This window comes from Polaromonas sp. P1_H6 (assembly GCF_056405195.1).
The window spans coordinates 96,597-118,298 of record NZ_JBFUCN010000001.1 but is presented as its reverse complement, the minus strand read 5'-3'; the positions used below and the strand labels follow the sequence as shown (position 1 = coordinate 118,298).

General features: G+C 66.4%; 17 protein-coding genes. 10 read left to right on the top strand and 7 right to left on the bottom strand.

Annotated features, from left to right (window positions below):
* Window positions 1–108: 108 nt before the first annotated feature.
* The 4 genes from tilS to cysS all read right to left on the bottom strand — a co-directional run bounded on the left by tilS (window position 109) and on the right by cysS (window position 4,246).
* Window positions 109–1,068 (bottom strand): tRNA lysidine(34) synthetase TilS, encoded by a 960-nt coding sequence (tilS, locus tag AC1D1F_RS00560; RefSeq protein ID WP_477676945.1) that lies wholly within the window; start codon window positions 1,066–1,068, stop codon window positions 109–111.
* A 27-nt stretch (window positions 1,069–1,095) separates the two neighbouring features.
* Window positions 1,096–2,073: an acetyl-CoA carboxylase carboxyltransferase subunit alpha gene (locus tag AC1D1F_RS00555; RefSeq protein WP_477655711.1), complete on the bottom strand. Its 978-nt coding sequence runs from the start codon at window positions 2,071–2,073 to the stop codon at window positions 1,096–1,098.
* A 27-nt stretch (window positions 2,074–2,100) separates the two neighbouring features.
* Window positions 2,101–2,808, bottom strand: coding sequence for a DNA-3-methyladenine glycosylase family protein (locus tag AC1D1F_RS00550; RefSeq protein WP_477676946.1), 708 nt, complete (start codon window positions 2,806–2,808; stop codon window positions 2,101–2,103).
* Between the two features lie 61 nt (window positions 2,809–2,869).
* Entirely contained in the window at window positions 2,870–4,246 is a 1,377-nt protein-coding gene (gene cysS / locus AC1D1F_RS00545; RefSeq protein ID WP_477676947.1) for a cysteine--tRNA ligase, read from the bottom strand.
* Between the two features lie 320 nt (window positions 4,247–4,566).
* Between cysS and AC1D1F_RS00540 the strand changes: the two genes are divergently transcribed.
* The 10 genes from AC1D1F_RS00540 (at window position 4,567) to AC1D1F_RS00495 (ending at window position 13,373) form a co-directional block, all read left to right on the top strand.
* Entirely contained in the window at window positions 4,567–5,625 is a 1,059-nt protein-coding gene (locus AC1D1F_RS00540) for a L,D-transpeptidase Cds6 family protein (protein WP_477676948.1), read from the top strand.
* 87 nt (window positions 5,626–5,712) lie between these two features.
* Window positions 5,713–6,951: a L,D-transpeptidase family protein gene (locus AC1D1F_RS00535; RefSeq protein WP_477676949.1), complete on the top strand. Its 1,239-nt coding sequence runs from the start codon at window positions 5,713–5,715 to the stop codon at window positions 6,949–6,951.
* On the top strand, window positions 6,951–7,646 hold the full coding sequence (locus AC1D1F_RS00530) for a peptidylprolyl isomerase (protein WP_477676950.1): 696 nt from the start codon (window positions 6,951–6,953) through the stop codon (window positions 7,644–7,646). The genes AC1D1F_RS00535 and AC1D1F_RS00530 overlap by 1 nt, the downstream gene beginning before the upstream one ends.
* A gap of 34 nt (window positions 7,647–7,680) precedes the next feature.
* Window positions 7,681–8,190, top strand: coding sequence for a peptidylprolyl isomerase (locus tag AC1D1F_RS00525; RefSeq protein ID WP_436153974.1), 510 nt, complete (start codon window positions 7,681–7,683; stop codon window positions 8,188–8,190).
* 15 nt (window positions 8,191–8,205) lie between these two features.
* Window positions 8,206–9,009, top strand: coding sequence for a UDP-2,3-diacylglucosamine diphosphatase (locus AC1D1F_RS00520; RefSeq protein WP_477676951.1), 804 nt, complete (start codon window positions 8,206–8,208; stop codon window positions 9,007–9,009).
* A 52-nt stretch (window positions 9,010–9,061) separates the two neighbouring features.
* Window positions 9,062–9,832, top strand: coding sequence for a M90 family metallopeptidase (locus AC1D1F_RS00515; RefSeq protein ID WP_477676952.1), 771 nt, complete (start codon window positions 9,062–9,064; stop codon window positions 9,830–9,832).
* A 130-nt stretch (window positions 9,833–9,962) separates the two neighbouring features.
* Window positions 9,963–10,832: a hypothetical protein gene (locus tag AC1D1F_RS00510; protein ID WP_477676953.1), complete on the top strand. Its 870-nt coding sequence runs from the start codon at window positions 9,963–9,965 to the stop codon at window positions 10,830–10,832.
* Window positions 10,833–10,885: 53 nt separating this feature from the next.
* Entirely contained in the window at window positions 10,886–11,497 is a 612-nt protein-coding gene (locus AC1D1F_RS00505; protein WP_477676954.1) for a sigma-70 family RNA polymerase sigma factor, read from the top strand.
* The gene (locus AC1D1F_RS00500) at window positions 11,494–12,675 is read left to right on the top strand and encodes an ankyrin repeat domain-containing protein (protein WP_477696320.1); all 1,182 of its coding nucleotides are present in this window, start codon (window positions 11,494–11,496) and stop codon (window positions 12,673–12,675) included. The genes AC1D1F_RS00505 and AC1D1F_RS00500 overlap by 4 nt, the downstream gene beginning before the upstream one ends.
* 92 nt (window positions 12,676–12,767) lie before the next feature.
* Window positions 12,768–13,373, top strand: coding sequence for a DUF4337 domain-containing protein (locus tag AC1D1F_RS00495; protein WP_477696319.1), 606 nt, complete (start codon window positions 12,768–12,770; stop codon window positions 13,371–13,373).
* Between the two features lie 37 nt (window positions 13,374–13,410).
* Here AC1D1F_RS00495 and trhA read toward each other — a convergent pair whose 3' ends face one another.
* The 3 genes from trhA to AC1D1F_RS00480 all read right to left on the bottom strand — a co-directional run bounded on the left by trhA (window position 13,411) and on the right by AC1D1F_RS00480 (window position 21,100).
* Entirely contained in the window at window positions 13,411–14,088 is a 678-nt protein-coding gene (trhA, locus tag AC1D1F_RS00490) for a PAQR family membrane homeostasis protein TrhA (protein WP_477676957.1), read from the bottom strand.
* The gene (locus tag AC1D1F_RS00485; RefSeq protein ID WP_477696318.1) at window positions 14,085–16,913 is read right to left on the bottom strand and encodes a DUF349 domain-containing protein; all 2,829 of its coding nucleotides are present in this window, start codon (window positions 16,911–16,913) and stop codon (window positions 14,085–14,087) included. Before AC1D1F_RS00485 ends, trhA begins: the two co-directional genes overlap by 4 nt.
* 185 nt (window positions 16,914–17,098) lie before the next feature.
* Window positions 17,099–21,100, bottom strand: coding sequence for a DUF748 domain-containing protein (locus tag AC1D1F_RS00480; protein WP_477696317.1), 4,002 nt, complete (start codon window positions 21,098–21,100; stop codon window positions 17,099–17,101).
* Window positions 21,101–21,702: the final 602 nt, after the last annotated feature.

The window sequence follows — 21,702 nt, the reverse complement described above, 5'->3', positions numbered from 1 at the left end:
TTGCGAATTTTTGGGTGGCCGTTACCGGCAAAAAACGCTGTTTGACAGGCTTTTAGCGGCTCTGCAGCGCCAGCAAAGCCTTCAATTATACCTAGGACTACTACCTGGTTAAGCGGGCTTATCAGCCGCCGCCTCGTAGCGCAGCACCGCGCCGGCCCTCGTGACGTGGCCGGTCGCCACCTTGAGATGGATGCGGTGGCCACGCGTGGTGCAGGCGGCAATCTGCGACAACAATTGCTCGAGCTGCGCGGCGCTGGGCGTGGCGCCGTGGGACTCCAGCAGCCAGTGGCGCAGCACATTGGCCTGGCGCGGCGCGGAAAGTGCCTGCAGGGCGTGGAGCGCGGGCGGCACGCCGACGCTCGTCAGGTCCTCGCGGGCCACCTCGGCCAGCAAGGCCTGCGCCTGGGCGGCATGCTGGGCACTGCGGGCGAAGGTTTCGCGAAACTGCGGAAAGGATTCGGCCAGGGCCGGCAACAGGCGGGCACGGATGCGGTTGCGGGTATAGCGTTCGTCGCTGTTGGTCGGGTCGTCGACAAACGGGATTTCCTGTTCGACCAGCCAGCCCCGCAACGCTGCCGCGGGAATTTGCAGCAGCGGCCGCAGGAACAGCACACCACCGCGCTCAAAGCGCGCCGCCATCGAGGACAGGCCCGGCAGGCCCGCACCGCGGCTCAGCGCCAGCAGCAGGGTCTCGACCTGGTCGTCGGCATGCTGGCCCAGCAGCACCGCCGCCAGGCCTTTTTCGGTGGCGGCCTGGGCCAGTGCGGCATAACGCGCCAGCCGCGCGGCATCCTCTGGGCTCTGACCGGCCGCGTTGCCGGCCTGCACGCGCAGCACCTCAAGCGGGACGTTCAGGCGCGCGCAAGTGGCCTCGCACACACGCACAAACTCCTCGGCGGCGGCCTGCAGGCCGTGGTGGATGTGCAGGGCCGTCACCTGCCCGGGCCAGCGTTGCGCGGCCGCCAGCAGCAAGGCCGTGGAATCGGCGCCGCCGCTGTAGGCCACGCCCAGCGGCAAAACGGGATCAAGGGAGTCCAGCGCTGCCAGCGCCGGGTTGGGGTTGCTCACGCCGTGCCTGGCGCGCAGCCAGCCGGCTTATTTGGCGTCGGCTTTGGTGTCGGTAAAACGGCCATAGCTTTGCAGGCGTTCATAGCGGCGGTCCAGCAGTTCCTTGACCTTCAGGTCGCTGACCTGGCGGAAGGCGTCGTTGAGGGCACGCTTGAGGAAGGCCGCCATCTGCTTGTGGTCGCGGTGCGCGCCGCCCACGGGCTCGTTGACGATCTTGTCGATCACGCCCAGGGCCTTGAGCCGGTGCGCGGTGATGCCCAACGCCTCGGCGGCTTCCTGCGCCTTGTCGGAGGTCTTCCAGAGGATGGAGGCGCAGCCTTCGGGGCTGATGACGGAGTAAATCGAATACTGCAGCATCACGACCTGGTCGGCCACCGAAATGGCCAGTGCGCCGCCGGAGCCGCCTTCGCCGATGATGGTGGTGATGATGGGCACTTCGAGCTGCGCCATCTCGAAGATGTTGCGGCCAATGGCCTCGGATTGGCCGCGCTCTTCGGCGTCGATGCCGGGATAGGCGCCAGGCGTGTCGACGAAGGTGAACACCGGCAGCTTGAACTTCTCGGCGGTTTTCATCAGGCGCAGCGCCTTGCGGTAACCCTCGGGCTTGCTCATGCCGAAGTTGCGCAGGCCGCGCTCTTTGGTGTCGCGGCCCTTCTGGTGGCCCAGCACCATGCAGGCGGTGCCGTTGAAACGGGCCAGGCCGCCGACGATGGAGAGATCGTCGGAGAAGTGCCGATCGCCGTGCAACTCCACGAAATCGGTGAAGATTTCGTTAATGTAGTCCAGGGTGTAGGGACGCTCGGCGTGGCGGGCGATCTTGGTGATCTGCCAGGGCGTCAGGTCGCTGTAGATATCTTTGGTGAGCTGCTGGCTCTTTTTGGCCAGTTGGTCTATCTCTTCGGAGATATCGACGGCCGACTCGGTCTGTACGTAGCGCAGTTCTTCGATTTTTCCTTCGAGTTCCGCGATCGGTTGCTCGAAATCAAGAAAGGTCTTCTTCGCCATGTGCTGCTCCTCAAGGCTTCCTGAAACTTAAATCTGCTCGGTACCCGCGGGGGTACCCAGGACCGGTAATGGGTCCAAAGAGCGCCAAATATACCAAGTTGCGACGCTGCAGTACGGCGCCCAGGCGGCGGCTACCTCGCGCGCGTCGCTGCGGCTGACCGATTCGCCGGAAAAATAGTTCTGGCTGATGCCGCTGATCAGCCCGACATCGTCCAGCGGCAGGACGTTGGGACGCATCAGGTAGAAGATCAAAAACATCTCGGCCGTCCAGCGGCCGATGCCGCGGATCGCCACCAACTCGGCGATGATGGCCTCATCGTCCATGGACTGCCAGTCCTTCACGTGCACAGTGCCGGCATCGAAGTTGATGGCCAGGTCGACCAGGTATTCAACCTTGCGCGAACTCAGGCCCGCGGCCCGCATGTCGTCGACCTTGAGCCTGAGCACATTGGCCGGCGTCATTTTTTTGGGCAGGGCCTGAAAACGGTGCCAGACGGTCTGCGCGGCCTTGACCGAGATCTGCTGCCCCACGATGCTGCGCGCCAGGGTGCCGAAGGCGTCACCGCGGGCCTGCAGGCAGGCGTCGCCGAACTGCGGGATCAACCGCTTCATGACCCGGTCTTTTTTGACCAGGTGCTTGCAGGCCTCGGCCCAGTAGGCGGGAACCGCGGCGACCGGGCCCGGCACGTCGGCCAGCTCGGCGCTGGCGGGGCCGCTTTTGACGACCTGCTTCATGGCGCCCTGCGCAATGTTTGCGGGGTTGACAAGGGCTCGCGGCCGGGCGTGTAGTCAAAGGTCACGACTGGGCCTCCCAGGTGGTGCCTGCGGCGGAGTCCTTGAGCACAATGCCCTGGGCCAGCAAATCCTGGCGGATACGGTCGGCTTCGGCAAAGTTTTTGGCGGCCTTGGCGGTGGCGCGCTGCGCGATCAGGCCCTGGATGCTGGCTTCGTCCAGGCCGGCACCGGCCTGCAGGTAAGCGCCGGGCTCACCCTGCAGCAGGCCCAGGCAGGCGCCCAGACTCTTGAGCAGCCCCGCCAGCGCGGGCGAGCGCGTCTTGTTGACTTCACCGGCCAGGTCGAACAGCACGGCCACCGCCTCGGGCGTGCCGAAATCCTCGTCCATGGCGGCCTTGAAGCGGGCGGCAAACGGGCTGGCCCAATCGATGGCGACAGCGTCCGCCGTGACTCCAGCCAGCGCGGTGTACAGGCGCTTGAGCGCGTTGCGGGCGTCGTCCAGGTGGGCGTCGCTGTAGTTGAGGGCGCTGCGGTAATGCGTGCGCACCAGGAAGAAACGGATGGTCTCGGCGTCGTACTGGGTCAGCACTTCGCGGATGGTGAAGAAGTTGCCCAGCGACTTGGACATTTTTTCGTTGTCCACGCGCACAAAGCCGTTGTGCACCCAGAAGCGGGCCAGCGGCTTGCCGTTTGCGCCCTCGCTCTGGGCAATCTCGTTTTCGTGGTGCGGGAACTGCAGGTCGGCGCCGCCGCCGTGCAGGTCGAAGGTCTCGCCCAGGGTCTGGCAGCTCATGGCCGAGCACTCGATGTGCCAGCCGGGACGGCCGGGGCCGTAGTCGCTGGGCCACTTGGCGTCGTCGGGCTCGGTGGGTTTGGCGCTCTTCCAGAGCACGAAGTCCAGCGGGTCGTCCTTGCCGTCCAATACCGCCACGCGCTCGCCGGCCCGCAACTCGTCCAGCGACTTGCCGGAGAGCTTGCCGTAGCCCGGGAATTTGCGAACCGAATAATTCATGTCGCCGCTGGAGCCGCGGTAAGCCAGTCCCTTTTTCTCCAGGGTGCCGATCATGGCCAGCATCTGCGGCACGTACTCGGTGGCGCGCGGCTCAAGTGACGGCGGCTCCATGCCCAGCGCGCCTATGTCCTGGTGCATGGCCTGGATCATCTCGTCGGTCAGCGCCCGGATGGTGATGCCGCGTTCGACCGCCCGCTTGATGATCTTGTCGTCGATGTCCGTGATGTTGCGCACATAGGTCACGCGCAGGCCGCTGGCCTTGAACCAGCGCTGCACCACGTCGAAGGCCATCATCATGCGCGCATGGCCGATGTGGCACAGGTCGTAAATCGTCATGCCGCAGACATACATGCGCACATGGCCGGGTTCCAGGGGGGAAAATTCTTCCACGGCACGCGACAGCGTGTTGTAAATGCGAAGGCTCATGAAAATTGGGGTGGCGGGAGACGTCGGTCGAAAACCGACTATCGGTCGGACAAGGAAACAGGAAGGTTTATCTCACGGATGCCGGGAGCGGACAAGGGCCGATCGGCGTACGCGCCAAAACGTGCGATAAAAAGGAAAAGTACGGAATCCGGGCGGCCATGGACTATACCCCCTCAGCTACAATCAGCCAGTATATCCAGCCCGATGGACAACATTCAGCGGCCCCTTCGGCCACCTGAAAAGCCGGGCTGTTTGGAGCGATTTTCTGCCCATGGCCATCAAACGGCCCCAGGGGACCCAAAACAATAGCGAGAGTTCTTATGCCCACGCAAAACTTTTTTAAACGCAAACCCCTGTCAGCCACGCTGCGCCTGCTCGTGGTGGCGGCCGCACTGTCGATGTCCGCAGCCCACGCCGACGACTACGCCGATGTCAGCCGCCTGATGCGCGCCGGCCAGTATCCCGAGGCACTCGCCAAGGTCGACCAGTACCTCGCCAGCAAACCGCGCGACCCGCAAATGCGTTTCTTCAAGGGCGTGATCCAGACCGAAACCGGCAAGACCAACGACGCGATCGCCACCTTCACCAAGATCACCGAGGACTATCCCGAACTCCCCGAGCCCTACAACAACATGGCCGTCCTGTACGCCGGCCAGAGCCAGTTCGACAAGGCCCGCGCCGCGCTGGAAATGGCCATACGCACCAACCCCAGCTACGCCACCGCGCACGAAAACCTCGGCGACGTCTATGCCCGCCTGGCCAGCCAGGCCTACAGCAAGGCGCTGCAACTGGACGGCGGCAATGCGGCCGTCCCGCCCAAGCTGGCCCTGATCCGCAACCTGTTCTCCGCCGACGCCAAAGCCCAGCCGCAGGCCGCCGCCAAACCCGCCGCCGGCGCGCAGGCTTCCGGCCCGGTGTCAGCCGCGCCGGCGCCGGCCGCCAAGCCCGCGCCTGCCGCTCCCGTTGTAGTGCCAGCCCCCGCCTCCACGCCAGTTCCAGCCGCACCGGCTCCTACGCCCGTACCCGCCGCCGCGACCGGCTCCGAGAAAGAAGTCGAAGCCGCCGTGAACGCCTGGGCCCAGGCCTGGTCCAACAAGGACATGAGCGGCTACCTCGGCAGCTACGGCCAGAGTTTCGACCCGCCCGGCAAGCAGGCCCGCAAAGCCTGGGAAGAAGACCGCCGCGCACGCATCGTCGGCAAATCCAAAATCAACGTGAAGCTGTCCAGCCTGTCCATCGCGGTGCAGGGCGCCAAGGCCACGGCCCGGTTCAAACAGGACTACAGCGCCGATTCGCTGAACATCTCCAGCCGCAAGACCCTGGACCTCGCCAAGGTCGGTGATCGCTGGGTGATCGTCAAGGAATCCACGGGCGGTTGATCGCCGGCGGCCGACCTGACCCCCGTGCATTGCCCTGCCCGTCCTCGCCTCCTCTTCACCGGCCGGCAACCCGTTTTGGAAACCAGCATGAAGAAGGTGCTCACAGCCCTTTTTTTCATGGCCCCTTGCCTGGTGCCGGCGCTTGCGCCCGCCCGCGCGGAAGCCGCCGTCAAGGCCACGGCGCGCGCCACCACTGCGCCGCAACGCGAGCCGCGCGACGGCGAAGCCGAAGCCCGGCTGATTGAAATCTACAAGCTGATAGGCCAGGCCAATCCACGCGAAGCATTGCGCAAGGCCGAAAGCCTGGTCAAGGACCACCCCAACTTCCAGCTCGCGCAACTGGTCTACGGCGACCTGCTGGCCGGCTTCACACGCCCGCTGCGCGCACCCGGTGACTTGCCCGAAATCACCGCCAGCAAAGCCGCGGCCCCGCTGCTGGCCGAGCTGCGCCAGGAGTCGCTGCTGCGGCTGCGCGCGCTGCGCGAACGCCCGGCGCCGGGCACCGTGCCCTCGCAGTTCCTGGCCCTGTCGCCGCGCAACAAGCACGCGATCGCCGTCGACGCCTCCAGGTCGCGCCTGTACCTGTTTGAAAACACCGCCACCGGCATCAAGCTGGTGGCCGACTACTACATCTCGGTCGGCAAGTCCGGCATCGAAAAATCCGTCGAAGGCGACCTGCGCACGCCGGTCGGGGTGTACTTCATCACCAGCAACCTGAACCCGAAATCGCTGCGCGACTTCTACGGCTCGGGCGCGCTGCCCATCAACTACCCCAACCAGCTCGACGTCAAGCGCGGGAAAACCGGCGGCGGCATCTGGCTGCACGGCACGCCGCCGGCGCAATTTTCGCGGGCGCCGCTGTCCACCGACGGCTGCGTGGTGCTGGCCAACCCCGACCTGGAGCGCATCATCCGCACCGTCGAGGTGCGCAGCACGCCCGTCGTCATCGCGCACAACCTCAAATGGGTGGCGCCGCAATCGCTCACGGCCGACAGCAAGTCCTTTGAAAGCGTGCTGCAGGGCTGGCACAGCGCCAAGTCCAGCGGCGACATCGCCAGGCTCACCGCCTGGTACACCCCCGACTTCACGAGCTACGGCAAGACCCTGGCCGAATGGACACCGGCCCTGCAGACCGAGATCAAGCAACTGGGCGGGCGCGACATCCAGCTCAAGGACGTGTCTTACCTGCGCTGGACCGACAGCACCGACACGATGGTGGTAACCTTTGGCGAGCTGGTCAAAGGCGCCAAGACAGGCCGCACCAAACGCCAGTACTGGGTCCGCCAGGGCAGCCAGTGGAAAATATTCTTTGAAGGAACCATTTGATGGCAGTTCACCCCGCCTTTTTGCCCCTGCGCCGCGCCTTGCTGGCCGCAACCGCGGCAGGCCTGGCCTTCGCGGCCGGCCCGGCGCTCGCGCAAAATGCGCCCAAGGTCAAGTTCGTCACCAGCGAAGGCGATTTCGTGGTCGAGGTCTACCCCGACAAAGCCCCCAAGACCGTGGAAAATTTCCTGCAATACGTCAAGGACAAGCACTACGACGGCACGATTTTTCACCGCGTGATCAGCAACTTCATGGTGCAGGGTGGCGGCTACGACGACACCTATGCCGAGAAGAAAACCCGCCCGCCGGTACCGCATGAGGGCCGCGAGGCGCTCGCCAAAGGCGGCCCCAAAAACGTCGTCGGCACCCTGGCCATGGCGCGCACCAACGACCCCAATTCGGCCTCGTCGCAGTTCTTCATCAACGTGAAGGACAACGACTTCCTGAACCCCACCGTCATCCCGCCCGGCGACCCGGTGCCCAAATTCGAGTACCAGGGCCGCGTCTACGAAAACACGCCGCGCGCGCAACTCATCAACGCGCCCCAGCTCTACGGCTACACCGTGTTCGGCAAGGTCGTCAGCGGCATGGACGTCGTCAACAAAATCAAGTCGGTGCCGACCGGCGCGGGCGGCCCCTTCCCGACCGACGTTCCCAAAACGCCGGTCCTCATCAAATCAGCAACCCTCGTCAATTAATTCATTCATTGACATTCCCCTACAGGACACCATCATGAGCAAACCCAGAGTCGAACTGCACATCGCCGAATACGGCGTCATCACACTGGAACTGGACGATGCCAAGGCGCCCAAGACCGTCGCCAACTTCCTGAACTACGTCAACAAGGGCCACTACGCCAACACCGTGTTCCACCGCGTGATCCCCGGTTTCATGGTGCAGGGCGGCGGTTTCGAGCCCGGCATGAAACAAAAGCCCACCGACGGCGAAATCGAGAACGAAGCCAACAACGGCCTGAAGAACGACAACTACACCGTCGCCATGGCTCGCACCAATGCGCCGCACTCGGCCAGTTCACAGTTCTTCATCAACGTCGCCGACAACGGCTTCCTGAACCACACCGCACCCAGCGCTTCGGGCTGGGGCTATGCCGTGTTCGGCAAGGTGATTGCCGGCACCGACGTGGTCGACAAGATCAAGGCCGTCAAGACCGGCCGCAAAGGCTTCCATGACGACGTCCCGATGGAAGACGTGATCATCCAGAGAGCCATCTCGCTGGACTGAGTGTCCCAGCCGCCGGTGAACACCCCCCAGGCCGTCCCCCAGGTCGCGGAGCTTTTGGCGCCGCCGTCCTGGCGCACGGTCGACTTCATTTCCGACCTGCACCTGCAGGCCGGCGATGCCGCCACCTTCGAAGCCTGGCGGCACTACCTCGAAAGCACGCCCGCCGACGCGGTCTTCATCCTGGGCGACCTGTTTGAAGTCTGGGTCGGTGACGATGCCGTCGGCGAAGACCTGGCCTCTCCCGCCGCCGCTTTTGATGCGCGCTGCGTGCACGCCATGGGCGAAGCCGCCGGCCGGCTGGCGCTGTTCTTCATGCACGGCAACCGCGACTTCCTGGTCGGCCAGGCCCTGATGGACCTGTGCAACACCACCTTGCTGCACGATCCGACCGTGCTTGAGTTTCCCGCGGGCTCGGGCCGGCGCTGGCTGCTCTCGCACGGTGATGCCCTGTGCCTGGACGACACCGACTACATGGAATTCCGCCGGCAGGTGCGCAGCCCCGAGTGGCAGCGCGCCTTCCTGGCCAAGCCGCTGGCCGAGCGCCAGGACATCGCGCGCGCGCTGCGCCGGCAAAGCGAGGCGCGCAAGCAATCAGGCGCGTCCTATGCCGACGTCGATGCCGCGGCTGCCCGCCAGTGGTTGCGCGCGGCAAAGGCCCCCACGCTGATCCACGGACACACCCACAAGCCGGCCCTGCACGACCTTGGCGAGGGCCTCTCGCGCGTGGTGCTCAGCGACTGGGACCTGGCCGCCCCCATGCCACGCGCCGACGTGCTGCGCCTGGGCGCCGGCGGCTTGCAGCGCATTGCCTTGTGCTGACTTCTTTTCATTTTTTGTTTTTCGCCTTGCCCCTGACCAAGACACCCACCCCATGCTGAACTGGTTACGAACGCTGGGGCGCCAGAGCGCCCCCACCAAGACCATTCCCGACACCCTGTGGATGGACACCTTGCTGCAGTTCCCCTTCCTGGCCCGCCGCCCGGTGACCGAACTGCAGCAGCTGCACGAAATGGCCGGGAAATTCCTCAAACAAAAGGAGTTCACCGGCGCCCACGGCCTGCAGGTCACCGACGAAATGGCCGTGGCGATCGCCGCGCAGGCCTGCCTGCCGGTTCTGCACCTGGGCCTGCGCTGGTATGACGACTTCAAGGGCATCGTGGTGCACCCCGGCGCCATGCTGGCGCGCCGCGAAGTCACCGACCAGGCCGGCGTGGTGCACCGCTACAGCGAAACCCTGCTGGGCGAAGCCATGGACGGCGGCCCCGTCACCTTGAGCTGGCAGGAGGTCGCCGCCGCGGGTGGCGCGGCCGAGCACGGGCACAACGTCGTGATCCACGAATTCATCCACAAGATCGACATGCGCGACGGCGCGGCCGACGGCTGCCCGCCTCTCCCCACCCGCAGCGCCCTGAGCGCATGGCACTCGGTGATGCAGCCGGCCTTTGACGAGTTTTGCGAAAAAGTCGCCATGGCCAAGCGTTTCGGCGCCGCGCCGCCGTGGCTGGACGACTACGGCGCGGGCTCCCCGGCCGAGTTTTTCGCCGTGGCCTGCGAGGCCTACTTCGTCAACCGCGAACGTTTCACCCAGGATTTCGCGCCGATGACGGTGTTGTTCGATAAATTCTTCATTCCCGCCAAATAACGAGAGGAAACGGCACCGAAGCCCCGTTTCCGGGGTTTTCCAAGCGGCTCTTGACACCTTCCCAGCCCTCCTTAACCCCTTTCCCCCGCCTGCTTCGTTTCATGGGGCTCCACCACCTTCCGGAGCCCCCATGAAACCCCATCTCCTCCCCGCTTCCATCCTGCTGGCCTTGTCCGCCTGGGCCCTGCCGGCGCAGGCCGTCGGACGCCTGGCCGACATCACCGTGGTAGACCGCAACACCGGCGCCACGCTGCCGCTGTACTACCACCGCGGCGATTACTGGGTGGCCGGCCAGTACGGTGCCAAATATGCGATCGCCGTGCGCAACAAGCTCGGCGAGCGGGTGCTGGCCGTGACCGCCGTCGACGGCGTCAACGTGTTGAGCGGCGAAACCGCCGCCTGGGACCAGACCGGTTATGTGTTTTCACCTTGGCAGCAATACCAGGTGACGGGCTGGCGCAAAAGCAGCAGCGAAGTCGCGGCCTTCGAGTTTTCCGCGCTCGGGGATTCTTACGCCGGCCGCACCGGCAGGCCGGCCAACGTCGGCGTGATCGGCGTGGCGCTCTTTCGCGAACGGCTGCCCGAACCGGTGGCCCAGGCGCCGGCCTATTCCAGCCGCGACCGCAGCGAACGCGAGGCACCCGCCAGCCTGCGCGGCGCCCCTGCCCCGGCGGCCCCCGCAGCGGAATCACTGGCCGATCGCATCATGGGCGGCGCGGACGCATCCGCCTCTGCCGAGGGCTCGCTCAGGAAGCAGCAGGCTGCCCCGATGCCGGCGCCCAAGCTGGGAACCGGCCACGGCGCCCGCGAAAGCTCGGTGGTGTCGCACACCAGCTTCGCGCGCCTGCAGGCCCAGCCCAACGAGGTGATCCGCATCCGTTACGACAGCCGCGAGAACCTGGTTGCCGCCGGTGTGATCCGTGAATCAGTACCGACGATTCCCAGCCCCAATCCTTTCCCGGAATCCCGCAGCTTCTCGTATGTTCCAGATCCCCATTGACGGCGCAACAAGCCGTACACAGTGGGCGACCGTGAGGGCTGATAAAGTGGCGCATGCCCAGTGCGCCCCCGTCCGAAGACGCAGCCGAAGACAGCGACGAATCGCTGATGCTGCGCTATGCGGCCGGCGACATCGCGGCTTTCGATGCGCTTTATGCGCGCCACGAGCTCGGTGTGTGGCGTTATGTGTTTCGCAGCGTGCGGGTGCAGGCGGTGGCCGACGACCTGCTGCAGGACGTGTGGTTTGCCGTGGCCCGCAGCGCGCCCACCTACAAGGTGTCGGCGCGCTTCAAGACCTGGCTGTTCACCATGGCGCACAACCGGTTGATTGATTACTTTCGCACCGCGCGGCACCATGTGAGCATCGACGGCAACGGCGGTGACGACGGTGAGGGCGGCGAGAGCCCCGGCCTGGGCGACACGCTGGCCGCCGATTCGGGCTTCGGCCCCTTGCGCCGGCTGGAGTCCAGCGAGCAGGCGGCGGCCTTGATTGCCGCGGTCGAGCGCCTGCCCCGCGAACAGCGCGAGGCCTTCCTGCTGCAGGCCGAAGCCGGCCTCAGCGTGGACGAGATCGCCGCCGCCACCGGCGTGAATTTCGAGACCGCCAAAAGCCGCCTGCGCTATGCACGAAACAGCCTGCGCCAGCAGCTACAGGAGTTTGCATGACAGAGCCTGACCGCAGCCCGCCCGGCGATGAGCTGATGCAGCGCTACCGCGAAGCCAGCGCGCGGGATGCACGGCGGCCCGGCGCGCACGTGCGGGATGCGGTGCGCGCCCATGCGCAGATGGTGATCGAGGCCGGCAGGCAAACCCCGGCCGCCGGCAGTGGTGCACCCACGCCCCCCGCCGCCAACCAGTCGCGCTGGAAAATCTCCGCCCTGGCCAGCCTGGCGCTGGCCGGCCTGACCGGCCTGCTGGTGCTGCAATTCGACCGCGGCACGGATGAGGAAAAAGACCTGGCCTTCGGCCAGCCCAGCGCGAGCGCACCACCGGCCGCGGCTACCGCTCCATCCACCCCGGCGGCCCCGGCGGCCGCGGACGCTACAGCGCCGCAAGCACCCGCCCCCCAGGCCGACAACCGTAGCGGCAAAGCCAGGCAGGCTGAGAGCCCTCCAGCAGCACCGAAAGCGCCCCCCGCACCCGTCGCACCCGCGGCGAAAAAATCCACAACCCAGCCGTCCCTCAGCGGCTCGACGGCACCCAAGGCGGAAGCCGAAGCTGCGCGGCCGCCCCCGCCAAGCCCGGCGCCTTCACCGGCGGCCCCGCCGCCACCTGCGCCTGAAATCGCCGCGGCACAGGAAAATCGACAGCTCGAGCGGTCTGCACGCCAGGCCGACTCCGCAGTGGGAGGGCTCACCGCCTCCCCGGCACCTGTACCGCAGGCCGCCCCGGCCCCACCTGCCGTCGCAGCAATTCAGCCCCCTGCTCCCGTGGCTGCACCGGCACCCGCTGCGCCTGCGGCGGCTGCACCCGCCGCAGCCGCGCGTGCCGCTGCGGCGCCGCAAGAGAAACGGGAAAGGCAAGGCCCGCCAGAGGCCCTCTTCCTGAAGGAAGCGCCCGGCATACCCAAACTGGCGGGCGCACTGCAGAAGGCGGCGCGCGCGGGCAATCTGCCGCAAGTGGAGCGCTTGCTCCAACAAGGCGCCGCACTCAATGCAGCCGACTCGGCGGGCCGCACGCCCCTGATACTGGCCGCCATGCAGGGACACACGGCCGTGGTCCAGCGCCTGCTGGCGGCGGGCGCGAACCCAGCGCTGATCGACAACGACGGATTGAATGCGCAGCAGCACGCGCGGCGCCTGGGATTTGACGGGATCGCCCATTTGATCGAAGCGGCGCGCTGACCTCGCGGCCAGGCCTGGCCGGGCGCCGGCGGGCGCGGGGTACCATTGCAGCCCGCTTGCCCGCTAATTCTTTTTCACGAACAGGTTCATCCATGGATATAGATCCCCTTGAAGTTGCCAAGGGCGACGACGCCGACGATGCATCTTTCGCGCAGTACCGCAAGCTCAACCAGTTCGTGGCCATCACGATTGCCCTGCTGGCCACCTTCATGGGCATCTGCAAGGTCAAGGACGACAACATCGTCCAGGCGATGCAGCAGGCGCAGGCCAACAAGCTGGACCACTGGAACTTCTACCAGGCGCGCAATATCCGCGAGGAAGTCGCCAAAGGCACGCTGCTGCAACTGCGGCTGGCCGCCCCGTCACAGCCCGCTTCGGAGCAAGCCAATTACCAGAAGGCGATTGCGCAGTACGAACAGCTGGCTGCCGAGCAAGCCCGAAAAAAAGACGAGCTGAAAACACAAGCCGAGCAGGACCAGAAAGACTATGACGCCGCCAATTTTCGTGATGACCAATTCGACCTGGCCGACGCCCTGCTGGCCATCGCCATTTCGCTGCTGGCCGTCACGGCGCTGACCCATTTCTGGTGGCTCTATTTTCTGGCCCTGGTGCCCACAGGCTTTGGCGTAATGATGGGCCTGGCGGGCCTGGCAGGCTGGGGCATTCACCCCGATACGCTGATCCGGCTGCTGTCCTAGCAGCTCAGGACGGCCTTCAATCCCGGGTAAGGCCAGGCTAGGACGCGTAATACAGCACGGCCACGCAGTGGCAGGCCGTGCCGGCCGCCACGAACAGGTGCCAGATGAAGTGCCCGTAGCGCAGCCTGGAATCGGTGGCGAAGAAACCCACGCCCAGGGTATAGAACAGGCCGCCGGCCACCAGCCAGAACAAGCCCCAGCCCGGGATAAGTTCCAGCATCGGCTTGACGGCGATCACGGCAATCCATCCCATCGCGAGGTAGAGCGCCGTGGACACGCGCGGGTAGCGTATGCCCGCGACGGCCTTCACCGCCACGCCGGCCAGCGCCATGGCCCAGACCAGGCCGAACAGCGTCCAGCCCCAGGGCCCGCGCAGCACGCCCAGCGTGAACGGCGTGTAGGTGCCGGCAATCAGCAGGTAGATCGCGCCATGGTCCAGGACCTGGAACACGCTCTTGGCGCGCGCGGCGCGAACCGTCGGCAGCGCGTGGTACAGCATGGAGGTGAAGTACAGCAGCACCATGGTGGCGGCGAACACCGAGGCGCCCGCAATATCGATGGCATCACCCTGCCGCGCGCTGGCCAGCACCAGGAAAGGCGCGGCCGCCAGCGCGGCGAGCAGCGCCACGCCGTGGCTGACGCTGTTGGCGATTTCCTCGCCCAAGCTCTGCTGTCGCTCCTCCGGCAGCGCCACGGCAGCGGCAACACCGCTCATCGTTTAAGCAGCGCCTTCAGCACGTTCTGCACGCGCCTGGCATTGCCGGCGTCGAAGTCGGCCGCCAGCACCTGGGCCGTGTCTTCGCCCCAGGTCTCGGTCGGCGCGGGCGCGTTGCGTTTGGTCAGCAACTGCAGTTGCAGCATGCGGCGCGCGCTGATGTGCTCGGCCGGCGTGGGCAGGTCGGCGGCGATCTCCAGGCGCAGCAACGCTTCGGAAGCGTCCTTGCCCGAAGGCGTGCTGACGGCCTGCACCCAGCGGCTGCGCACCGCCGGCGGCACGGCCTTGCCGAGTTCCTGCGCGCTGGGCAGTTGTTCCGGGTCGCGTTTTTCCCAGGCGCTGAGCAGGTGCGTCAGCACCTCGCCGTGCGCCTGCATGGCGAGCTTTTTCAGGGCCTGGTTGGCCGCTTCAAAGGCTTCGCGCTGGGCGCGGAAGGCGGCATCGCCCAGGCGCGGGCCGCGCTCTTCAAAGGCCGGCCGGTCGCTGCCACGCGGGCCGCGGTCATCACGGCCCAGGCGGGCGTCGCGGCTGTCGCGGTCGGGGCGGTAGGGTTCGAATTTGTTGTCGGTGCTTTGGCGCGGGCCAGCGGGTTTGCCGCCCGGGCGCGTATCCTTGCGGTCGCCGAACTTGCCGCCGCGCCCCGCAGCCGCGGGCTCGGCCTTTTTCATGCCGGGGCGGTCGTCGCCGCGCCGTGCCACAACAGGCTTGGGCGCGGGCTTGGGTGCGGGTGGCGGCTCGGCGGGCGCGCTGGCCGGTTCGCCGGCTTCGGCGAACTCGGCGGCGGCAGCCGCTTCCGCCTCGGCCGCGGGCTCAGCCAGCGCCTCGGGTGCGGCTTCAGCGGCCTCGCCGGCTGGCGCGACAGGTGCGCTCTCGGATGCGGCCAGCGTGGCCTCCACGGAAGGCGTCGATTCGGCGGGCGCAGCAACAGGCGCCGCAGCCACGGGCACCTGGCCGCGCACGATGGCTTCGAGCGCCTTGGCGGCGGCGTGGATCTTCTGCGCATCGCCGCTGGCGGTGGCGGCTTCCACGGCCTTGGAGGCTTCGAGCACCATGCGGTCGTATTCGCCCAGGGCCGCAGCGGCTTTTTCGCGCTCGGCGGTCTTGCGCTGGAAGGCGTCGTCTATGGGCTTGCGGAACGCATCCCACATCTTCTGTTCCTGCTTGCGCTCGATCGGCACGGCCTGCGCCTCGTGCTGCCAGCGCTGCTGCAGCGACTTGACGGCATCTATGCGCAGCTGCGGCTCGGCGCCCAGCACAGCGGCCTCTTCAATCATGGCCTTGCGGCGCGCGATGCTCTCGGCGCGCGCGGCGGTGAGGCCCGCGTCGGCCTGCTCCATGGCAGCCTTCCACACGGGCTGGATTTCGGCAAAAGCCTTTTCGCCCAGGTGGCCGGCCTCGCGCCATTTCTCGACAAAGCCGTTGAGGCTGCGGATGTGGTGCTTCCAGTCGGTGTTGCCCTTGTTGGCTTCGGCCCAGGCCAGCACTTCGTCGATCAGCAGCTTGCGCTCGGCCTTGACGGCCTCGCTTTGCTCTTTCACTTTCTCGAGCCAGGCCTCGACGACTTTGTGGGCTTCGTTGCAGGCGTCGTCGAAACGCTTCCACAGCGCGTGGTTGGGCGTGCCGCCCTGGTCGCTGGTCTTCCACTGCTCGCGCATGGCGCGCAGGGCTTCCTGCTGTTTGCGCCCGCCCAGCGGCTTGGCCACCAGCGCCTCGGCCTTGACGACCAGTTCCTCGCGGATCTGGTCGGCGCGCCAGCGCTGCCAGCCTTCGAGCTCGCCGGCGGCTGTGAGCGCAGCGTGCGCGGCGGACTCGAGCTTGCTGTCGATGTTGCGGATGTTTTCCTTCAGCGCCTGGCGCAGTTCGGCCGCCACCTTGGGCGTGGACTTGCCGTGGCCTTCGGTGACTTCATGCTCAAGCTTGGCCAGCGCGGCCTGCACGACGGCCGAGGATTTTTCGCGCATCTCCTTGAGCACGGCCGGATCGATCTTGGCCTTGGGCGCGCGCGCGGGAGCCTCGCCTTCGGCGGGAGCCTGGCCGCGGGCGGCGCGCAATTCGTCGGCCCACACGGGCACGGCGGGCAAAGGCGCGGCGGTGTCTTCAGCAGCCTTCTGGGCCTGCGCGAGCGCGCCCTGGAAAGCGTCCCACACGGCGAGCAACTGCGCCCGCGATGCGTCAAGCAGCGGCGGGAATTTGGCGTCCACGCTAGCCCAATTGGCGTCTTGCGTGATTTCACCGGCCTGCGACTGCCAATGCGTGACATCGCCGCGCAAGGATTCGAGGGCGGCTTCGGCATCGCGCCATGGTTTGAGCGACAGCACTTCGGTGCGCTGGGCCAGCAGCACGGCGGCTTCGCGCTGCACCTGGGTGCGGTGCTGCAGGTCTTCAATGGTCTTGACGCGCTCGGCCAGCTGCGCCTTGAGGCCGGCCAGCGGCTCCTTGGACAGGGGCGCGCCGGCCTTGGCGGCATCGCGCTGCCAGGCCAGGGCGTCGGCCAGGTTGAGCTTGGGCGCGGCCAGCAGCGCCTGGGCCTTCTCGGCCCATTCGGCGGCGACCGCTTCCTGGCCCTTGCTGCGCTTGATCTCGTCGAGCTTTTCCTTCAGCGGCTTGGCCGCGCCCTTGTCGCGGTTGGCCAGGTCCTTGTAGACCTCGGCCATCTGCTCGGCCGTGGGCTCGGTCGCCAGCCACGTGCGGATGCGCGCGGCGCGATCGCCGGAGGTGGGCGCGGAAAACGCGCCGCCGGTCAAGCCGTCCAGCGGATGGGCTTCGGCCTGCTTGGTGGTGGGCGTTTTCACGGCGGGGGCTTCGGGTTTGGAGGATTTAAACATGGGAGCGCAAGGTCAAAAAAATAGGTGCCGCCGACCACAAGGCGCCCTTGGTGAACGGGAGCTTCGCGGAGCGGCAGCGGGTGTTGGAGTGGATGGAAGGCCGTGCCGCGCAACCTGTGTTGCACATACCAGCCCGGCCCCATAAAAGCTTTATCAATAAAGCACTGGCGCTATTTTCGCCTTTTTTAGGGCATCGCCAAATTCAGCTCCGCGCGGGGCGTCCATTTGGCCTCCGGCGGGATGGTTTTAGCGGCGCCCAGGAACAGCCTTTCAGGCGGCAGGTCGCGCGAGGCGAGGTAGTCTTTGACCGCCACGCCGCGCTGCACGGCCAGCTCGCGCATGGCGTCGTCATTGACCTTGATGTCGGCCAGCAGCAGTTTTTCCATCTCGGGCACGGACAAATCCTTGGCCAGGCCGATCAGGTTGCGCGGCTTGGGCATGTCGGCGCGTTTGTAGACTTCCTTGAGCAAAGCCGGGTATTCGGCCGGGCTGATGCTGACGGCGGCCGAGGTCGTGCCGCCCTCCTTTACGGTGATACGGCGCTTTTCGGCGCGCACCAGGGCATCCAGCCGTTCGCGCTTGAAGCCCTCGCGCTCGGCCTCGACGCTGCTGGTGCCCACCACGGTGAGCCTGAGCGAGGGCCTGTCGGCCAGCGCCTTGGCAACCTTGTCCAGCCCGGCCTTGGCCTCGGGGCCCAGTTCGGCGCTGCCGGCGGCAAAGCCCACGGTGCTGAGCTCGTCCCCGCCGCCGCCGAAGGCGTTGGCCAGCAGGCTGAACGGCGCGGTGATGGCTTTCACGATCACGTTGACGATGACCTTGACGATCACGGGGCCGAGGCTGAACTGCGGGTCGTTGAGCGAACCGCTGATGGGCAGGTCGATGTCGATCACGCCGTTGCGGTCGGCCAGCAGCGCGACGGCCAGCTTGACCGGCAGGCTGGCGGTGGAGCCCGGCACTTTCTCGCCGAAGCTCAGCTGGTTCAGGATGACCTTGTTGGTGGCGGTAAGTTTGCCGTCGGGCTGCACCAGGTAGCTCACGTCGACGCTGAGCTTGCCGCGCTCTATGCCGTAACCCGAGTACTTGACGGAGTACGGCGACAGCGGCGGCAGCTCCAGGTCGCGCACCTTGCCCTTGATGTCCAGCGCCAGCGGCTTGGCCAGCGGGTTGAGCTTGCCGAGGATTTCGAGCGAAGCCGTGCCTTCGGCGCGCCCGCGCAATTCAAGGTCGGCCATGGCGGGCGCCGCTGCCGGCCCAGCGCCGGCCGGGGCCGCGGGTGGCTGCGACGAAAAAGCGCTGAGCTTGCCGGTCAAATCGCTGAGGTCGGCCGAATAATTGGGTTTGACGAAGCGGTCGGAAAACAGCACCTTGCCGTTGATCAGGCTGATGGGGCCGAAGCTCACGGCGGGCGGCAAAGCCGCCGCGGCCTGCGCGCCTTTTGCATCGGCGGCAACTGTTTTCGCTGAGGCAACAGGGGCGGATGCCGGCGCGGTGGCTGCACTCGCCGTGCCGCCTGCCACCGCCGCCTCCTTCGATTTGACCAGGTCCTGCAAGTTGATCCGGCCGTCGGGCATGACGATCACGCGCGCGAAAAAGTCGCTGAGCACCGTTTCCTTGACCTCCACCCGCGTCGCCTTGGCCGGGTCCAGCGCCACATGGAAGCCGCGCAGGTTCAGTGCTTTCCAGGCCAGCAGGTCTTCGCTGGGGGCCAGCGTGTTGGCGCGAAACTCCTCCAGCGACACGTCGCCCGTCACCTGGGCCTGCGGCCCGGCCGGCAGCTGGCGGTAAGCCACCTTGCCCTTGAAGCTGGCATCGGCGCGCAGCAGCTCGATATTGAGGGTATCGGCGAAATAAGGCTCAAAGGCCTGCACCGGCAGCCGGTCGACCAGCAGGCGCCCCTGGGCCTGCAGAGGGGCCAGCCCCAGGCTGCCGTTGAAATCGACCTTGCCGGGCTCGAAGCGGCCGGCCGCCAGGCGCAGCGAGGCGGTCAGGGGCATGGGTTTCGCTGCCTGTGCCCGGGACGCGGGCCTGTCGTCCAGTATCAGCCCGCCCAGCTGGGCCTTGGCGGCCGTGACCTCGAAGGCCACCGGCCTGGCGCCGGCCTTGTCGGAAAACGACATGGCGCCGCCTTCAAGCTGCACATCGCTGATGGCCACGGCCCAGGAGGGCGCGGAGGCGCGGGTGGCCGCATCGGTGGGCGGCGGGGGCGATGGCGGCAAAGCGGCCTTGCCGGGGCCGACCATCCAGCGCTCGTACATCCAGCGCTTGTCGCTGTCGCGGTCGACCAGGGCTTTGGGCTGGGTCAGCTGCAGCCTGCCGGCCTTGAAGCTCTGGCCGGTCACGTCGATGTCCACCTGTGCCAGGTCCACACGCTTGATCGACACCAGCGAGACCTTGCCCTGGGCCAGTTGCACCTCGCTGACCGCGACCTGCGGCGCCGTGAGCCGCAGCAGCTGGGGCTTGTCGCCGCTCGCCCCCTGCCAGTGAATGCCCAGCTCGGCGTCTAGCTGGCCGTTCAGCGCCGGCAGCAGGAACTGGCCCACGTATTTGGCCGCCATGCCCAGCGGCCAGGCCGTCACCTGGGCGGTGAGTTCGGCGGCCTGGTCGGTGGCGCTGCCCTTGAAAGTCAGCAGCGCCGGGACGGCCGGAGCCTGCGGCGCGGCGGGCCTGGCGCCGGCTTTGGAGGGCGCGGGCACAGGGGCGGCAGGCGGCTCAAGCCCCACCGAGCCGTCGAATTGCAGCGGTGCGCCGGCCGAAAAAGGCATGGCGATGGCCGTGGCGTTGAGCACCAGGCCGCCCATGCGGATGTCGGCCGGCGAGGCCAGGGTTTCGTCCAGCCAGTTCACGCTGCCCGCGCGCACGGCCACACGGGCTACCTGCACCTTCCAGGGGGCGCTTGCCGGCGCTTTGGCCGAAGCGCCCGGATTTGCCGGCTTGCTGGCGTTGCCTGCGGGAACCTTTACGAAACCTTGAGTGTCTGCTTCACTTTTTGTAGCAGTCGTGGCGGCGGGCGGTAACAGGTTGAGCCGCCCCGCCCGGTCGCGGATGACGGACAGCACGGGCGCACTCAATTCGACCGCTTCAAGCTTGACGAATTGCTCCAGCGGGCGCACGTCGGCCATCGTCACCTGCAACCGCTCAAACGCGAGCAGGTCGGGCCGGGACGCCGGTGGAACATCGCCGCCATCACGTTTGCCCGCCGATTTGCGGCCGGGGGCCGGGGCGGGAACAGCGGCCGGCGCCTGCCCCGCCACCTGCAGGCGCACCTTTTCCGCCGTCACCGTGCCGGAGATGCGCACCACCGTGGCCGGCGTCTGCTCGAACGCCACTTTGGCGTCGGCATGCAGCACGGCACTCTGCAATTTGAAGGGCAGGCTCGCCGGCCAGTAGGCCAGGTAGGGGTTCAGGTCAAAGCCGCGCAGAGTCAAGGTGGCGTCGGTTTTATGGGTCTGGGCAAAGGGCGTGCCCTCGGCGGCGGTGTCAAAACTGCTGCCGTTGAGCTTGAAGGCCAGGTGCGGCGAGGTCTTGATCTCGCGCTGGGACTTGAGGTTGCTCAGGAAGGGCACGGAGAGGTTCAGCTCGCGCAGCGCATGGGTCTTGCCGACGGACTGGTCGCTAAAGTCCAGGCGCCCGCCGCTCAGCACGATGTTGTAGACCGCAAAGCGTGGCGGATCCCCGGCCGGCTGGTCCGCCGGCGTCTTCAGGCGCTCCAGGATGTCGTCGATGTCATAGCGGCCCTCGCCTTTGTGGGTCAGAAAAGCCACGGGTTCGTCGACCTGCACGGCGTCGGCCACCGGCGCCAGGCGCAGCAGGGACTCCAGTTCGGCGTCTATATATATGCGCTTGATGGAAAGCTGGGGATTTTCCTGGGGAACTCCGGCAGCGCCGGCCTTGGCGATGGCCAGGTCGCGCAGGGTGAGTTCGAGCGACCAGGGCTTGAAATCGACCGCGCCCACGGTGACCTGCCGGCCCAGTTTTTCAGAGGCGATCTTCTCGAGCTGCGACTTCAGAAGGGTGGGCACGGCCGCATAGGCCAGCGCCCAGAGCAGCAGCAGCGCGCCAAGCGCCCAGGCGGCACGTCGCCGCCACAGGGGCGAGCGGGCCAGGCCGGCAGCCCGTGCCGGCAGGGTTTTTGCGGTGTTCCGCCATTCGATTTCGCGCCATTTATTCTTCAAGTCAGGGATTGCCATAGGCGACGAGTTTTTAACGCCGGCGCCAATCGGTCAATGACTTATTTGAAAAAGACGGTCACCCGAAAGGGCATAGCCCCCCCAAAAGAAAAACCCCGGGCAGTGAGACCGACCGGGGTTGACGGCGGGCGTTTATGCTCATGCCGTCGGGTTTCCGCAAAAGAGAGATGAATCGTCTCCAGTGCGATGAAAGCAAGTGATTGCTTCCAGATTTTCCGGGGTTGGTTACCCGGTTGGATGCGTGAATGAACACGCAATTGCAGGTTAAACCTCCAGCGCCGGGCAGGCAAGACCATCTTTTCAATCACAGGGACCGGAGTGATTGGCGCTGCCTTTGTCCGGCCCGAAAGACGCCTGAATCACCCCAACAGTCCCACATGGACCATCGAAAACCGCCTACAGCCGGACCCGCGATCCGCTGATCCGGTATTTTTCACGCCGAATTTAACTTAGAGCTTGGTCTCAAAAAGAGGCCGTAACTACCTTGATTCAGGCGGATTCTGCCGAGAATCAAGGTTTTTATTTGCTTAATTGATATAAGAAATTAATCTCTTATTATTGACAGGTTATTTAACGACCCCATAGAATCCCGCCAGTCCCAC

Excerpts from the sequence above, each read along its gene's own strand:
- AC1D1F_RS00505 (WP_477676954.1), top strand. The coding sequence starts at position 10,886 with ATGCCCAGTGCGCCCCCGTCCGAAGACGCAGCCGAAGACAGCGACGAA.
- AC1D1F_RS00510 (WP_477676953.1), top strand. The coding sequence starts at position 9,963 with ATGAAACCCCATCTCCTCCCCGCTTCCATCCTGCTGGCCTTGTCCGCC.
- AC1D1F_RS00555 (WP_477655711.1), bottom strand. The coding sequence starts at position 2,073 with ATGGCGAAGAAGACCTTTCTTGATTTCGAGCAACCGATCGCGGAACTC.
- AC1D1F_RS00535 (WP_477676949.1), top strand. The coding sequence starts at position 5,713 with ATGAAGAAGGTGCTCACAGCCCTTTTTTTCATGGCCCCTTGCCTGGTG.
- AC1D1F_RS00495 (WP_477696319.1), top strand. The coding sequence starts at position 12,768 with ATGGATATAGATCCCCTTGAAGTTGCCAAGGGCGACGACGCCGACGAT.
- cysS (WP_477676947.1), bottom strand. The coding sequence starts at position 4,246 with ATGAGCCTTCGCATTTACAACACGCTGTCGCGTGCCGTGGAAGAATTT.
- AC1D1F_RS00500 (WP_477696320.1), top strand. The coding sequence starts at position 11,494 with ATGACAGAGCCTGACCGCAGCCCGCCCGGCGATGAGCTGATGCAGCGC.
- AC1D1F_RS00485 (WP_477696318.1), bottom strand. The coding sequence starts at position 16,913 with ATGTTTAAATCCTCCAAACCCGAAGCCCCCGCCGTGAAAACGCCCACC.
- AC1D1F_RS00480 (WP_477696317.1), bottom strand. The coding sequence starts at position 21,100 with ATGGCAATCCCTGACTTGAAGAATAAATGGCGCGAAATCGAATGGCGG.
- AC1D1F_RS00550 (WP_477676946.1), bottom strand. The coding sequence starts at position 2,808 with ATGAAGCAGGTCGTCAAAAGCGGCCCCGCCAGCGCCGAGCTGGCCGAC.
- AC1D1F_RS00525 (WP_436153974.1), top strand. The coding sequence starts at position 7,681 with ATGAGCAAACCCAGAGTCGAACTGCACATCGCCGAATACGGCGTCATC.
- AC1D1F_RS00530 (WP_477676950.1), top strand. The coding sequence starts at position 6,951 with ATGGCAGTTCACCCCGCCTTTTTGCCCCTGCGCCGCGCCTTGCTGGCC.
- AC1D1F_RS00540 (WP_477676948.1), top strand. The coding sequence starts at position 4,567 with ATGCCCACGCAAAACTTTTTTAAACGCAAACCCCTGTCAGCCACGCTG.
- AC1D1F_RS00515 (WP_477676952.1), top strand. The coding sequence starts at position 9,062 with ATGCTGAACTGGTTACGAACGCTGGGGCGCCAGAGCGCCCCCACCAAG.
- trhA (WP_477676957.1), bottom strand. The coding sequence starts at position 14,088 with ATGAGCGGTGTTGCCGCTGCCGTGGCGCTGCCGGAGGAGCGACAGCAG.